Here is a 16536-nt window from a genome sequence, read left to right on the forward strand (position 1 = left end):
AATAAAGGGGTAGTAAAGAATGCCTAACAGTCAAAAGATTCGTCATTCGTTATCATCTGCGCAGTCTGGTATGTGGTTTGCGCAACAATTAGATCCGCTTAATCCGATATATAATACTGGGGAATATGTAGAAATAAATGGAAATATTCATCAAGACATTTTTGAATTAGCTGTACGTAAAGTTGTAATGGAAGCAGAGGCAATTCACGTTCGCTTCGAAGAGGATGAAATTGGCCCATGGCAAGTTGTTGAAGAATCACAGTTTCATATGCATTTTATTGACGTTCGTAAAGAAGAAAACCCTGAAGAAGCTGCTAAAGTATGGATGAAAAATGATTTATCTATACCAGTCAATTTGAAAAAAGATATATTATTTACTGAAGCACTTATTCAAGTTGAAAATAATCGTTTCTTTTGGTATCAGCGCATCCATCACATTGTGATGGATGGCTATGGATTTTCACTTCTTAGCCAAAAGGTAGCGAATGAGTATACATCACTTATAGAAGAAACAAACAAGAGTCAAAAGCCATTTGGTTCTCTTGCGAAAGTCGTGCAAGAAGATATTGAGTATCGTGAGTCAAAACAATTTCAGGAAAATCGTACTTTTTGGTTAGAAAAGTTTGCAGATGCCCCAGAAGTTGTAAGTTTGGCAGAACGAGCACCGAGAACATCAAATGGATTTTCACGAGAAACAGCTTATTTATCTAGTTCTAGCACGAAAACTTTACTAGAAGATATCAATATTTCGTTAACAAGTTGGCCGGAATTCATTGTCGCTGTAACAAGTATTTATATGCATAAATTAACAGGTGAAAATGATATTGTTTTAGGTTTACCGATGATGGGACGTCTAGGTTCTGTATCTATTCATACACCAAGTATGGTAATGAATTTAGTTCCACTTCGTATTACAGTAACTCCAAATATAACTCTTGCGGAATTATTGCAGCAAGTTTCTAAAGAAATTCGAGATGTACGTCACCATCATAAATACCGTCATGAGGAATTAAGAAGAGACTTAAAGTTACTAGGTGAAAATCAAAGGTTGTTTGGACCGTTAGTGAATGTTATGCCTTTTGATTACGGGCTTAATTTTGCTGGAAATCGTGGTATTACACATAACTTATCAGCAGGACCTGTAGATGATTTATCGATAAATGTATATAAACGTTTTGATCAAAATGAGCTAATGATTCATTTTGATGCGAATCCCGAAGTATATAATGGCGCAGAGCTAGCATTGCATAAAGAAAGATTTATGAATCTATTTGAATTAGTAATAAATAATTATGAGAAAAACGAGTCGATTGGAAAAATAAACATTACTCTGCCTGAAGAAAATCATAAAGTTTTATTGGAATGGAATGAAACGAAGGAAGATGATGAGTTAATTAGTCTACCTATATCATTTGAAAAACAAGTGCAAAAAAATCCCAATAAACTAGCGATTACTTGTGACGGTGTAAACCTTACGTATAAAGAGCTAAATGAACGAGCGAATGAACTAGCACATTATTTAGTAGAAGAAGGAATACGACCAAATCAGTTTGTAGCTTTAGTATTCCCTAGATCAATAGAAATGGTAGTTAGTATGCTAGCAGTCGTAAAGGCTGGTGCAGCGTATTTACCAATAGATCCAGAATACCCAGCAGAAAGAGTTAATTATATAGTAAATGATGCAAAACCAGTTTGTATCATAACACATTCATCTGTTTCATCTAAGTTAGTTATAGAAAATGATATGAAAAAAATTGTATTAGATGATGAAGAAACGAAAATAGCGTTACATACATATTCTCGTATGAATATAGCATGTAAGAATGATGTATCACTTTTAAACCCAGCCTATACAATATATACTTCAGGCTCAACAGGAAACCCAAAAGGTGTAATTGTTCCTATGAGAGGTTTAAGTAACTTTTTAATGGCTATGCAACAAAAGTTTTCATTAAATGAAAATGATCATTTATTAGCAGTTACAACGTTTGCGTTTGATATTTCTGCTCTAGAAATTTATTTACCTCTTATTAGTGGTGCAAGTTTAACAATTGCGCAAAAAGAAGACATACAAGAGCCATCAGCATTAACGACACTTTTACAAGAAGAAAGAGTGACCGTTATGCAGGCTACACCGACGCTTTGGCAGGCGTTAGTAACTGATTATCCAGAAAAGCTACAAGGGCTAAACATACTAGTTGGTGGTGAAGCTCTTCCAGCGCATTTAGCAAATAAATTAAAAGAATTAGGTTGCTCAATAACTAATTTATATGGACCAACTGAAACGACGATTTGGTCTACTTTCATGAACATTGATGAAGGTGAAAAGGGTATACCTCCTATCGGAAAGCCAATTTGCAACACAGAAGTGTATGTATTGGATGCAGGGTTACAACCAGTTCCACCTGGAGTTATTGGGGAATTATATATTGCAGGGGAAGGACTTGCAAGCGGATATTTAGGAAAACCTGAGTTAACAGCTGAACGGTTTGTTGCAAATCCTTATGGAGAATCAGGGAAGCGCATGTACCGTACAGGAGATCTTGTGAAATGGCGTAGTGATGGTGCGTTAGAGTACATTAGTCGCGCAGATCATCAAATTAAAATTCGTGGATTCCGAATTGAATTAGCTGAAATTGAAACGGTATTACAACGACATGAAAATATTCAACAAGCGGTAGTAATGGTACGAGAAGATCGTCCAAATGATAAACGCATCATTGCGTATATCGTTGCAGAAGAAAAGGAACCGATTAATCTTTCAGAAATTCGTTCTTATGTTTCAGAAAGTTTAGCGAATTATATGATACCATCGGCATTTGTTGTGCTAGAAGAATTACCATTAACGCCAAATGGTAAGGTTGACAGAAAGAAATTACCTGCTCCTGATTTTAATGGAATGAACAATGAGAGGGTTGCTAGAAATCCGAAAGAAGAAATATTATGTGATTTATTTGCAGAAGTACTTGGTGTTTCTCGAATTAGCATTGATGATAATTTCTTTGAAATGGGTGGACATTCACTTCTCGCATCTCGTTTAATGGCAAGAATTCGTGAAACGTTAAGTGTGGAATTAGGAATTGGGAAACTATTTGAATCACCAACTGTTGCCGAACTGGCGCAACAATTAAACCATGCAAAAAGTGCAAGACCAGCTATTCAGAAAGCAAGTAGGTCAAATGAAATTCCACTTTCATTTGCACAGCGCAGGTTATGGTTCTTAAATTGTTTAGAAGGTCCAAGTCCTACTTATAATATTCCGCTAGTCATTCGTATGAATGGAATATTGAATCGGGAAGCATTACAAGGTGCTTTTTATGATGTAGTTGAGAAACATGAAACACTTAGAACAATTTTCCCTAACGTATTAGGTAGTTCCTATCAGAAAATTTTAGATATGGAAAACTTAAATCTAGAAATGGTAATAACTAATACATGTAAAGATGAATTAGAAAGTGTACTTTCAGAGGCGGTAAGATATAGCTTTAACCTCGATTTTGAGCCGGCAGTTCGTTTGCAACTTTTTACAATGAGTGAAAACGAACATGTATTATTAATTCTATTACATCATATTGTAGGTGATGGCTGGTCATTACAGCCGTTAACGAGAGATTTTACAGCGGCGTATAAAGCGCGATGTCAAGGTGACAGAGTTCAGCTGGAGACACTACCAGTTCAATACGCAGATTATGCACTTTGGCAACAGCAATTGCTAGGTGATGAAACGACACAAGAGAGTCTTATTTCAACACAATTAGATTTTTGGAAAGAAGAACTTAAAGGTTTACCAGACCAAATGGAGTTACCTACAGATTTCCAGCGTCCAATTGAGACGAGTTACCGCGGGGAAACAATTCATTTTCATATAGATGAAGGTATGCATAGTAGGTTAGTAGAGCTTGCACGTAAAAATGGAGTTAGTTTGTTTATGGTATTGCAAGCAGGGCTTAGTGCACTATTTACAAGATTAGGTGCAGGCACTGATATACCAATTGGAAGTCCGATTGCTGGAAGAAATGATGATGTACTTTCAGATATTGTTGGTTTATTTGTAAATACATTAGTGTTACGTACAAATACTTCAGGAGATCCAAGTTTTAAAGAATTATTAAATAGAGTGAAGCAGGTAAATCTTGCAGCTTATGAAAATCAAGATGTTCCATTTGAAAGGCTTGTTGAAGTATTAAATCCAGTACGTACTCGAAACAGCCATCCGTTGTTTCAAGTTATGTTAGCTTTTCAAAATACACCAGAAGCAACGTTTCATGTACCAGATTTAGAAGCGAGCCTTGAAATTCAAAGCGTTGGTTCTGCAAAATTTGATTTAACATTTGAAATTAGTGAGAGTAACGGGGTTGATGGTACTCCGAACGGTTTACATGGATTACTAGAGTTTAGTACCGATTTATATAAACGTGAAACGGTTCAAAAACTAATAGAACGATTCATTTTGTTATTAGATGATGCAACTACAAATCCAGATCAATCCATTGGCAGATTAGAAATATTAACTTTAGCAGAGAAAAATACAGTGTTAGAAAAGTGGAATGGTGGTTTTCAAATTGCACCAGAAATGACATTGCCACAATTGTTTGAAAAGCAGGCTCATATAAATCCAAATTCTATTGCTGTTGTCTTTGAAGATAAGAAATTAACTTATGAAGAGTTAAATAGAAAAGCAAATAAAATAGCTCGATTCCTAATAGCAAAAGGGATTGGTCCTGATCAACTCGTTGCTTTAGCGATGCCAAGATCATTAAACATGGTTGTAAGCTTATTAGCTGTTCTTAAAGCTGGTGCTGGATACCTTCCGTTAGATCCAGATTACCCAGCAGACCGTATTTCATTTATGCTACACGATGCGAAACCATCATGTGTTTTAACGAATTCAGAAGTGGAAATTGAATGTAATGAGGCACTAAAAGTTTTAGTTGATGATGTGAAAGTAATAGCAGAGGTTGAGAAATATAGTGAAGACAATATTGATGAAGTGGAACGAATTAAGCCATTATCTCCATCACATATTGCTTACGTTATTTATACGTCAGGGTCAACGGGCAGACCGAAAGGCGTTATGATACCTCATCAAAATGTAGTGAGACTTTTAGGAGCAACTGATCATTGGTTCCAGTTTGACGGAAACGATGTTTGGACGATGTTCCATTCATATGCTTTTGATTTCTCGGTTTGGGAAATTTGGGGACCTTTATTATACGGAGGGCGTTTAGTTGTAGTCCCACATACTGTAAGTCGCTCGCCGAAAGAATTTTTACAGCTTCTTGTTAAAGAAAAGGTTACGGTTTTAAACCAAACTCCATCAGCGTTCTACCAATTGATGCAAGCAGATCGTGAAAATGAAGAGATTGGCCAAAAATTATCTTTACGATATGTTGTTTTTGGAGGGGAAGCACTTGAGCTAAGTCGCTTAGAAGATTGGTATAGTCGACATCCTCATAACGCACCAAAGCTTATTAATATGTATGGTATTACAGAGACGACAGTACATGTTAGTTATATTGAATTAGATGAAACTATCGTCTCTTTACGGGCAAATAGTTTAATTGGGTGCAGTATACCTGACCTTAAAGTGTATGTGTTAGACAACTATTTACAACCAGTCCCACCTGGAGTAGTTGGAGAAATGTATGTTGCAGGTGCAGGACTTGCGCGTGGATATTTAGGAAGAGCAGGATTAACGGCTGAACGCTTTATCGCAGATCCATTTGGCAAGCCAGGTACAAGAATGTATCGTACAGGAGACTTAGCTCGCTGGCGTAATGATGGGACGCTAGATTATATAGGACGTGCAGATCATCAAATCAAAATTCGTGGATTCCGAATTGAATTAGGAGAAATAGAAGCAGTCATAATGAAGCACCCTAAAGCTGAGCAAGTAGCCGTTATTGTACGTGAAGATCAACCAGGGGATAAACGGTTAGTTTCTTATATCGTTGCATCAAATAATGAAGCAATTGATACGAATGAAATGCGTCAGTTTGCTAGTGGTAGTTTACCAGATTATATGGTTCCATACGCTTTTGTAGTAGTAAATGAGTTACCTTTAACTCCAAACGGTAAATTAGATAGAAAGGCATTGCCAGCTCCAGTATTTATCGCATCATCTTCTAGTCGTGGTCCAAGAACACCGCAAGAAGAAATGTTATGTGACTTGTTTACAGAAGTGCTAAGTGTACCTCAAATTGGAATTGATGACGGATTCTTTGATCTTGGTGGTCATTCACTCCTTGCAGTACAGCTTATGAGCCGCATGAAAGAGGCGCTTGGAGTGGAACTAAACATTGGTACTTTATTTGCAGCACCAACTGTTGCAGGGTTAGCTGAAAGACTTGAGATGGGGAATGGTCAAAGTGCACTTGATGTGTTGCTTCCATTACGAGCAAGCGGGGATCAATTACCACTATTTTGTGTACATCCAGCAGGTGGATTAAGTTGGTGCTATGCAGGACTTATGAAATCTTTAGGAACAGATTATCCAATTTATGGTGTGCAAGCACGTGGTATTGCTAAAAATGAAGAACTTCCAAAAAGTTTAGAGGAGATGGCGGCGGATTACTTGAAACACGTTCGTGAAGTACAGCCTCATGGACCATATCGTTTATTAGGTTGGTCGCTTGGAGGAAATGTTGTGCATGCAATGGCGGCGCAATTACAAAATGAAGGGGAAGAAGTAGAATTACTCGTTATGCTTGACTCTTATCCTGGACACTTCTTACCGAATACGGAAGCGCCTACTGAAGAGGAAGCGTTAATCGCATTACTTGCTTTAGGCGGATATGACCCAGATAACATGGATGGTAAACCACTTACAATGGAAAGTGCAGTTGAAATCCTTCGTAAAGATGGAAGTGCATTAGCAAGTCTTGAAGAAGAGACTATATTGAACTTGAAAGAAACATATGTAAATTCAGTAGGGTTGTTAGGGAAATATGTACCGAAAGTTTATAACGGAGATATCCTGTTCTTTAGATCTACTGTTATACCAGACTGGTTTGATCCTATTTCTCCAAATACGTGGCTAAATTATTTAGACGGGCAAATTGTGCAGCACGATATTGATTGTAGACATAAAGATTTATGTCAGCCAGGTCCGCTTACGGAAATTGGACAAGTATTAGCGAAATATTTGCAGAATAAGAAAGGGGTAAGTAGAGTATGACGAATCCATTTGAAAATGATAATTACACATATAAAGTATTAATAAATGAGGAGGGCCAGTATTCTCTCTGGCCTGCTTTTCTCGATGTACCTATTGGCTGGAATATCGTATATGAAGAAGCTAGTAGGCAGAGCTGCTTAGAATATGTTGAATATAACTGGAAAGATTTGAATCCAAAAAGTAATCAAGTTCGCGAAAAAACATTAGCAGGAAAACGATAATGAAAGAAAAACTAAATCCAAAAGTAGTTGTAAGTATCGTTTATATAACTGCGATGTTTATGGCTGCGATGGACGCAACGATTGTAAATGTAGCACTGCAAACGATAAGTAGAGAACTACAAGTACCTGCATCTGCAATGGGGACGGTTAATGTTGGGTATTTAGTTAGTTTAGCTGTTTTCCTTCCGATTTCTGGTTGGTTAGGAGATCGATTTGGTACGAAAAGAGTGTTTTTAATTGCTCTTTTCGTATTTACAATTGCCTCTGCTTTATGCGGAAGGGCTAACGATATTACTTCATTGAATATTTTCCGTATTATTCAAGGTGCTGGTGGAGGGCTTTTAACACCAGTTGGAATGGCAATGTTATTTCGAACATTTTCACCAGAGGAAAGACCGAAGATTTCTCGGTTCATTATACTTCCAATTGCTGTAGCACCAGCAATTGGTCCTATCATCGGTGGTTTCTTTGTAGATCAAATGTCTTGGCGTTGGGCATTTTATATTAATCTACCGTTTGGAATCGTTGCATTGCTATTTGGACTTCTATTTTTAGCAGAGCATGTTGAAAAATCAGCTGGTCGCTTTGATTCGCTCGGCTTTATTTTATCAGCACCAGGATTTGCGATGCTCATATATGCGCTCAGCCAGGGACCATCAAAAGGGTGGATTTCTCCAGAAATTATGAGTACTGGGATAGCTGGGGGTGTATTCATTACATTGTTTATAATCGTAGAACTGAAAGTAAAGCAACCGATGTTAGATTTACGTTTATTAAAAGAACCAGTGTTTAGAAAGATGAGTCTTATATCATTATTTTCATCAGCTGGTTTACTAGGAATGTTATTTGTTTTTCCACTTATGTATCAAAATGTGATAGGAGTTTCCGCGCTGGAATCAGGACTTACGACATTTCCAGAGGCGATTGGATTAATGATTTCTTCACAAATTGTGCCATGGTCATATAAAAAATTAGGAGCGCGAAAGGTAATTTCTATTGGATTAATTTGTACCGTGGTTATCTTTGTTTTATTAAGTTTTGTAAATCACGATACGAATCCGTGGCAAATCCGCGCATTATTGTTTGGTATCGGTATTTTCTTAGGTCAATCTGTCGGTGCGGTTCAATTTTCTGCCTTTAACAATATCACGCCGCCTTCTATGGGGAGAGCTACTACTATATTCAATGTGCAAAATCGATTAGGTTCAGCAATAGGAGTAGCTGTTTTAGCTAGTATACTAGCTGGTTTTGGAAGTAATAACGCTCAATCCGATTTTTTACCATATCAAGCAGCATTAATTGGATCAGCAATATTTTTGCTCATAGCACTACTATTTTCTTTACGTATTTCCGATAAAGAGGTAATGTCAAAGAAGAAAGAAAAAACATTATCTGTATCAGAAAAAGAGAAAGTACTTGTCAATGAATAACAATATACGCATGCTTTCTTATGAAAATTGATATTCGTTGAATAAAGGAGAGTTTACATGATAGAAAGTAAAGTTGTAGATTCTATTCCAACTTTGAATGAGAATGATTGTCAAATATGGTGGGCAAGAATTTCGGATTTACAATCATGGCATTACAATTTACTAAATGATATAGAGCGAGAGAAAGCAAATTCGTATCATCATTCGGCAGATCGAGCTCGTTTTATAATAGGTTGCGTAATAAGTAGATTAGTTCTCGGTAAGATACTTTCTATGTCACCAGTCCAAGTACCAATTGATCGAATGTGCTCAGTATGTAAAGTGCAGCATGGAAGACCACAATTACCAGAAGGTATGCCGCAATTATCCGTTTCGCATTCAGGTGAGTGGGTTGTCGTTGCTTTTACAAAATCTGCACCTGTTGGCATAGATGTAGAACAAATGAATCCAAATGTAGATGTTATGAAAATGGCAGAAGGTGTATTAACAGACATTGAAATAGCGCAAGTTATGAAACTGCCAAATGAACAGAAAATAGAAGGATTTTTAACATATTGGACTCGAAAAGAAGCGGTGCTGAAAGCGACAGGTGAAGGACTAATGATTCCGCCAGTACATATTACAGTATCAGCTCCAAATGATCCTCCAAACTTGTTGGTTTTTAAGGATAGACAAGAGTTATTAAATAATACAATGATGGAAGATGTAAAGCCTAGTTTAGATTATAGGGCCTCTGTTGCAATATTCAGTAAGGAAGTAACTGAAATTACGCAATTAGATGCGGCAGCACTTTTAAATCTTAAATAAAAAAATTATAGAAGAGGTGTTCCTCATGTTAGTAGCGGAAAATAGAAAGAATGAATTCACTTATAACGTACAAGCAATTAAAAATATTTTATTTTCTGGAGATACATCATCCATTCATGCTTTAGAAAAGCTTTTAAATGATACAGTTCAGTTTGATGTTCTTGAACAAGAGGCACTTGGTAGACAGTACATTCCGAAAGAAGCAAAGAATTTCTTTGATAAAGATGGAACATTTCTTTACCGTGTATCTAATGTTAGTTATAAAGGCAAGGTGTTATCTGAAAATCTAATTTTTGCAGACACTTCGTTTTTACCGGACGCAATAAAGAGTGAATTAGAGAGTGGAAATATTCCTGTTGAAAAGCTTATAGAAAAGATGGAAGTAAGAAGAAATGTATTATATGAAGGATATCAGCCATCTGGAAATATTATCGAATTGTTTGATGGATGTTCTGTTACAGCGAATGTGTATCCAACTAGAAAGTATCAAATTGTAAGTAAATGCAAATGTGTATTTTATATTTGTGAAGTGTATCATGCAGAGAATATAAAGCAATTGCTTAAATAAAAACAAGAAACCAGCCTATAAAATGGCTGGTTTCTTGTTTATTTAACAGCTTCTTTTAATTCTTTACCTGCTTTAAATGCAGGAACTTTACCAGCGGCGATTTGAATTTCTTCGCCAGTTTGCGGATTACGTCCTGTACGAGCAGATCTTTCGCGCACTTCAAAAGTTCCAAAACCGATTAGTTGAACTTTATCTCCAGATTGTAATGCATTAGCAATTGTGTCAAATACGGATTGTACAGCTGCAGAAGCGTCCTTTTGAGAAATATCAGCTGATTGAGCTACGTTTTTAATTAATTCTGTTTTGTTCATGTTTTCACCTCATAAAAAAATTTTTGGAATGAATGTTTTAGTATAATAGATAGTAAAGATAAAGCTATCACTATGATTAGATAGAATACTATATAATTATGTTAATTTCGTTGCAAGAGACTGAATCCCTTCTATTATTTAGGGATTAATTAAGAATCGATGCATATAAAAAGCTTTAGTATGAGGATGAGGGGGAGTATATGAATGATTTTTCGTGAAAAAAATGAGAAGGAAAGTATATTAATTCGTCAACATGACCATGGTTTTTTAGCTGGAGAGATTGCAAAACATATAAAAGAAGACTTTTTTGAAAGTAAAACATATTTAAAAGAAACAGTTGATGCAATATATGAGCATGACAGAGGATGGATAGAGCTTGATAAAGTACCAATTTTGAATGATGCTAAAAATATTCCATATACATTTATGGATTGTCCAAGCCCATTACGTTTTGTTTTTTATACGATTGGTTTGAATGAAATTGAAAATTCTAATCCATACGGGGCATTGCTTTGTAGTAAACATTTTTTATCATTTCCACTAAACGAGGAAGATGAAGAGATGATGTCATTTTATAAACATGAATTAGAACGACAAAAAAGAATCTTGAAAACGTTAACAAAAGAACAGTTTGCGATGTTCGATAAACATTATAAATTATTAAAGTTTTGTGATGAACTTTCTTTATACGTATGTATGAATAAGCCTGGTGTCAAAAAGAAAGATGAAATTGATTTATTTAAAGATGGTTTTGAAGGAACAGAAATGTTTAATAGTGAAGAGGAGAAACTTATTCAAGCTGAATGGGTGGACGAGGAAACAATTCGGATTACACCATTTCCATTTCAAACGGAATTTTATACGTATGTAAAATATAAAACGATAAATAAGCATGAAATGAAAGAAAAAGGGATTGCAAAGGTTGATAGAGAATCAGAAATGAAGAAACAAACCATTCGTTTCATACAATAAGGAGGTAATATAAATTGAAAGATTATATATTAAAACAGTGTGATTATCATGCTTGGGCCAATACAAGATTATTCAATCGATTAAAAGAGTTACCAAACTATGAGACGATTTTTAATGAGCAGATACAGAGTGTATTTCCATCCATTAAGGATACTTTTGTGCATATTTATATTACAGATCAAGTGTGGTTACATATATTGCATGGTAAAAGTATGAATGAAGCAATACAAGACCGAGAAGATTTACGAAAACAAATTGAAACTAAATCGTTACATGAATTAGAAAAAATGTTTGAAAACATGGCAAATCAATATAAAGATTTTTTAATTACAATACAAGATGTGAATGCTGTATTTGTTATTGAGAATCCATATGTAGGGAAATTAGAAACTTCGATTTTAGAATTAGTGCAACATGTCGTAAATCATGGTACATATCATAGAGGAAATATAACAGCGATGATCCGTCAACTTGGTCATTCGTCGACAATGATGGATTTTGTACTGTATTTACATATGGTTAAAAAGCAGGGAGAGTAATATAGTTTGTAAGAAGGAGAGGCTTTAATTATAGAAGTCTCTCCTTCTATTTTATTCCGCATTCATGGTAGATCGACTGATTAAAGTTTTCTTAAGAAGCTTTATTTTCTTGTAATTGCTTAGCATATTGTACAGCCTTATATGCATTGACTCTACCGTTTTTCCAGTACGTACCTGTACCACTAATTTTATCAGAAGTTGACTCAATAATTTGGCGAATTTGTGTATTACTATATCCTTGATTTGCTAAAAGAGCAGCGACTCCTGCAACATGAGGTGTTGCCATAGATGTACCACTTAATGATTGATACGTGCTTCCTTTATATGTTGAATATATATTTGAACCTGGTGCTGCAACATCTACCCAGCTACCATAAGTAGAGAATGAAGATTTTCTATCTGATTGATCTGTAGAACCAACTGCAATTACTTCGCTGTAATAAGCAGGGTAATTAGCTTTTGTATTTCCAGCATTTCCAGCAGCTGCAACTATAACAGAGCCTTTATTCCATGCATATTGAACGGCTTGTTGTAATGCAGTACCACCATTTGGAGCTCCTAAACTTAAACTAATTACTTTTGCACCCGAATCAGCAGCTTCTCGAATACCTTGCGCTACAGCATCAAGAGTACCACTTCCTTGATTATCTAATACGCGGACAGCATAAATTGAAGTTTGTGGGGCAACACCAGCAATTCCGACGCTGTTATTCGTAAGTGCTCCAGTAATTCCAGCGCAATGTGTACCATGACCATTACCATCATCAGATGTATTGTCGTTATCAACATAATCATGCCCGTAAATTACTTTCGAAGCCAGATCAGGGTGTGAGCCTTGAACTCCTGTATCAATAATAGCTACTTTTACACCAGGATCACTTCGTTGGCTATCCCAAGCTTGTGGAGCTTGAATCTTTTGTAATCCATATTGATTATTAAAATATGGGTCGTTTGGAGTCCAAAAGGCGTGAACGTAATAATTTGGTTCTGCATATTCCACATCTGGATTATTTTTATAACTCTTTATTTTTTCTTTTACAGTACCTTTTGAAAATTGTACGACTTCAAAACCTAACTTATCATCTTTAGATAAGACATTAGCTCCGACAGATTTATGAAAAGATTGCACATTACTTAAAGATGCATTTTGTTTGAACTTAACGATTAATTGGTTAGGAACGTAATCAGTAGATGATGTTTCAGCACTTGAAGTATTCGTGTTAAAGAAGAAACCACCAATAATAAATGATAAAACAGATAGGAAAACAATGATTTTGTTTTTCAAAAGATTTTTCCTCCCTTTTCTTGGATGAGTTTTTCAGCGACACTTTAATGTCGCATTCCTTTTCAACTATATAGTTAGACCATACGATTTATGACATTTATGTGAAAAACTTTTGAAGGAATAAAAAGGAGTAAATATTGATATAAATATATTTTTAATGATAGTAATTAAGTAAAAGAGGGGATGAAAAAAGGAATGCTCATCATGTATGAGTCATTCCTTTTTTCATAGATTAACTTGCCTGTTTTTTATTATTTTCTTTCAATTTCTCTGCTTGTAAAAAGCGATTCGTTTCAGCAACAACAATACTACTTAATCCAATCAAACCAATCAAGTTTGGAATTGCCATAAGTCCATTTGCAATATCAGCAAATGTCCATACGATTCCTAGCTTTAAATTAGCACCAATTGCAATCATGAAAATAAAGATTGCTTTATAATATTTAACTGCACTTTCTCCGAATAAATAAGCTACACATTTTTCTCCATAATACGACCAGCCTAAAATAGTAGAGTAGGCAAATAAAATAATTGCGATACCGAGAATCATACTACCAGCAGTACCGAATACAGATTGGAATGCAAGTGTTGTAGCTTCAACACCAGTTTTACCTGATTTCCAAGCGCCTGTAGTAATTAATACTAGTCCTGTAATTGTACATACAATAAACGTATCTAGAAAAGTACCAGTCATTGAAACTAAAGCTTGCTTTGCAGGCGAATCGGTTTTTGCCGCCGCCGCCGCAATTGGTGCACTCCCTAAACCAGCTTCGTTCGCAAATACACCACGCGCCATTCCGATTTGGATAGCTGATGCAACTGTTGCCCCAATAAAACCACCAGCAGCTGCTGTACCATTAAATGCACCAGAAAAAATAAGTGAAAATGCTTCTGGAATTTGGTCGTAGTGATAGAAAATAATTATAAGACCAGCAATTATATAAAAGAAAGCTTTAATAGGAACGACATATCCCGTCACTTTCCCGATTTTTTTTACACCGCCTAAAATAACAATTGCGATTAAAAATGACATTACTATACCAGTTAAAGCAGGAGGGAAAGAGAAATTAATTCGCATTGCCTCTGCAACTGAGTTAGATTGCACCATATTACCAATACCGAAAGAAGCAGTTGTACCAAATATAGCGAATAATATAGCAAGCCATTTCTTACCTAAACCACGCTCTAAATAATACATTGGTCCACCTGAATATTCACCATTTTCATTACTAACACGGTATTTCACTGCAAGTATTGCCTCTGCATACTTTGTTGCCATACCGAATAAAGCGGTAATCCACATCCAAAATATTGCACCAGGACCACCAATTGTAACCGCTGTTGCAACACCGGCTATATTACCCATACCAATCGTTGCGGCCATAGCTGTCATGAGTGCTTGGAAGTGACTAATATCTCCAGAAGAAGAAGTATCTTCTGATTTTTTAAACGCTAGTTTGTGAGCGTATAATAGTTTACTAAACTGTAAACCTTTCAAACGCACTGTGAGAATGATACCTGTTCCAACGAGTAGCAACAAAGTTGGTAATCCCCACACGTATTGATTTAGTTGTTCTAATACTTTACTTACTGTCTCCATCTTTATTCTCCTTTTTTAGAAAAAATAAAAACCACTTCAAGTAAATGAAATGGTCTCTGGAGAAACAAGGGATAGAAAAATAAACCGATACAATCGGCTTTTTCTTTCGCTTGTCTCTGTCCTTTTACCTGAGAGATTATCCGCTAAAGTAGCGGATTTGCTCCTTCGGTGCTCGTTTTCCTCCGCGCTCTATGAAAGCGAGAGGGAGTCTCTCCAGAGATTCGTCCCCATGCAGTTCTACTTGTAACCAAGACCTGAGAGTTTCAAAGCTGGTATAACAACTTTTTGCCCCGTCGGTAGATCAATAGACCTTCTCCTGAATGGTTCATCCGAATTATAAAATTTATAAACACATTGATTGTAAATCAATAAAAATATTATAGACATACAAATTGTGAATTGCAATCATTTTTTATTTTAAAATAGTAAATAGTTTTATTTTTTTGTAAGTCCTAATTTATCTTCAACTTCATTTAAAGTAGATAAAGCGATGACAATATGTTGATCCGCAAGTCCTAAAGCTTGTTTTGTTTTTTCAATAGTTTCATTGGTTGGAGTAGAGTTATTTGCTCCGTCTATAATCAAATTTGCTGCATTTTTCATGAAATTTGATGCGGATTTAAACTGAGTTGTGAATTGAAGTAGTTGTTTTTGTATATCTATATCTGTTATGTTTTCTTCAATTTTAAGCGTGTCTATTTCGTTCATAATTGTTTCGTACTGTTTGGAAACAGCACTCATTGTAACTAATAGTTTATTTCGATCTACTGAATCTCCATTCGTGTTAATCTCTTCCCAGGCAGGTAACCAATCTTTTTCGATGATGTCATTATAATGAGTAGTCAATTCATGAATTTTAGGTTGTAATTTCGTTTTGAAAGTTTTTGTCTCCGCTGTTTCTACAGTTGCTTTTTCGTTGTTATTTTTAACATTAGTAACATAGAAAATCGTACCGAAAATGATGAAAATAGAAATAACAACTGTCCATTTAGTAAAAAGTAATTTCTGCAATATGTAACGCCTCCAAAATTTAAAAACTTATAATTATAATATATAACAATAATGTTGTTTAAAGTAGAGAAAATAGGTTAGAAATAATTTAAATTATGTCTTTTCTATACACGAATAATTAAATTTAGTAAAATGATGAAAGCTATATGCGAGAAAAGAGGGTTTTTAGTGAAAATGAATAGAAGAAAACTGGTTTTAAGTATTTCAATGGCTATGTTATTAGTTGGTTTATTTGCACTCATATATGTAGACAAAGAATCTAAAATTAAAGATTTTCCAGTGCCAATGTCAGCAATCCATATTAACGATGATAATGAAGAGGACTATCAATATATAAGTGTAATGCCTATTACAAAAGCAAATGGATGGGAGAACTTAGGGGAAAACGGGCATACTGTTAGTTTTAAAAAAGGGGAGCGGAAGGTAACTGTATTACATTATCCAGGAGAAATTACGTATTATTTATTTGAAAAATAATTGATGATAAGAGAGATAGGGAGTAGATGATAATGTAGGATTGTTTACTTTCTATCTTTTTCGGATTTTAATTCTGAATTGTTTGAATTAAAAATATTATGCATATAGAATAAAATAGTATATTTTATTGAATGATAT

General features: G+C 35.3%; 12 protein-coding genes and 1 riboswitch. Of the genes, 8 read left to right on the top strand and 4 right to left on the bottom strand.

Features of this window, described 5'->3' with window-relative positions; genetic code table 11:
* Positions 1–19 precede the first annotated feature (19 nt).
* From ACX9TM_RS12060 to ACX9TM_RS12080, 5 genes are read left to right on the top strand one after another with little or no spacing between them, the layout of a single operon-like run.
* Positions 20–7177: an amino acid adenylation domain-containing protein gene (locus ACX9TM_RS12060; RefSeq protein WP_072770062.1), complete on the top strand. Its 7158-nt coding sequence runs from the start codon at positions 20–22 to the stop codon at positions 7175–7177.
* Positions 7174–7398, top strand: coding sequence for an MbtH family protein (locus ACX9TM_RS12065; RefSeq protein WP_000184055.1), 225 nt, complete (start codon positions 7174–7176; stop codon positions 7396–7398). Before ACX9TM_RS12060 ends, ACX9TM_RS12065 begins: the two co-directional genes overlap by 4 nt.
* Positions 7398–8828 carry an MDR family MFS transporter gene (locus tag ACX9TM_RS12070; protein ID WP_072770063.1) on the top strand — a complete coding sequence of 477 codons (1431 nt, stop codon included), beginning with the start codon at positions 7398–7400 and terminating at the stop codon, positions 8826–8828. The genes ACX9TM_RS12065 and ACX9TM_RS12070 overlap by 1 nt, the downstream gene beginning before the upstream one ends.
* A gap of 57 nt (positions 8829–8885) precedes the next feature.
* A complete protein-coding gene (gene sfp / locus ACX9TM_RS12075; protein WP_000573004.1) occupies positions 8886–9635 on the top strand; it encodes a 4'-phosphopantetheinyl transferase Sfp in 750 nt (249 codons plus the stop codon).
* A 25-nt stretch (positions 9636–9660) separates the two neighbouring features.
* On the top strand, positions 9661–10203 hold the full coding sequence (locus ACX9TM_RS12080; RefSeq protein WP_000959125.1) for a hypothetical protein: 543 nt from the start codon (positions 9661–9663) through the stop codon (positions 10201–10203).
* Between the two features lie 38 nt (positions 10204–10241).
* Here ACX9TM_RS12080 and ACX9TM_RS12085 read toward each other — a convergent pair whose 3' ends face one another.
* Positions 10242–10514 (bottom strand): HU family DNA-binding protein, encoded by a 273-nt coding sequence (locus tag ACX9TM_RS12085; RefSeq protein ID WP_001043905.1) that lies wholly within the window; start codon positions 10512–10514, stop codon positions 10242–10244.
* Positions 10515–10718: 204 nt separating this feature from the next.
* Here ACX9TM_RS12085 and ACX9TM_RS12090 point away from each other — a divergent pair, with 204 nt between their 5' ends.
* On the top strand, positions 10719–11486 hold the full coding sequence (locus tag ACX9TM_RS12090) for a DUF3891 family protein (protein WP_063219981.1): 768 nt from the start codon (positions 10719–10721) through the stop codon (positions 11484–11486).
* Between the two features lie 14 nt (positions 11487–11500).
* The gene (locus ACX9TM_RS12095) at positions 11501–12025 is read left to right on the top strand and encodes a DinB family protein (RefSeq protein ID WP_000656267.1); all 525 of its coding nucleotides are present in this window, start codon (positions 11501–11503) and stop codon (positions 12023–12025) included.
* Between the two features lie 91 nt (positions 12026–12116).
* On the opposite strand, the gene ACX9TM_RS12100 is transcribed toward ACX9TM_RS12095, so the two are convergent.
* The 3 genes from ACX9TM_RS12100 to ACX9TM_RS12110 all read right to left on the bottom strand — a co-directional run bounded on the left by ACX9TM_RS12100 (position 12117) and on the right by ACX9TM_RS12110 (position 15921).
* Positions 12117–13310, bottom strand: a complete 1194-nt coding sequence (locus tag ACX9TM_RS12100) for a S8 family peptidase (protein WP_000790938.1) — start codon at positions 13308–13310, stop codon at positions 12117–12119.
* A 232-nt stretch (positions 13311–13542) separates the two neighbouring features.
* Entirely contained in the window at positions 13543–14910 is a 1368-nt protein-coding gene (locus ACX9TM_RS12105; protein WP_000451037.1) for an alanine/glycine:cation symporter family protein, read from the bottom strand.
* Between the two features lie 106 nt (positions 14911–15016).
* Positions 15017–15137, bottom strand: a riboswitch (glycine riboswitch).
* 208 nt (positions 15138–15345) lie between these two features.
* A complete protein-coding gene (locus ACX9TM_RS12110; protein ID WP_001170889.1) occupies positions 15346–15921 on the bottom strand; it encodes a hypothetical protein in 576 nt (191 codons plus the stop codon).
* 132 nt (positions 15922–16053) lie between these two features.
* On the opposite strand from ACX9TM_RS12110, the gene ACX9TM_RS12115 reads away from it, so the two are divergent.
* Positions 16054–16398: a hypothetical protein gene (locus ACX9TM_RS12115; protein ID WP_139245339.1), complete on the top strand. Its 345-nt coding sequence runs from the start codon at positions 16054–16056 to the stop codon at positions 16396–16398.
* Positions 16399–16536: the final 138 nt, after the last annotated feature.

The sequence above is a fragment of the Bacillus sp. LH1 genome (genome assembly GCF_057924895.1).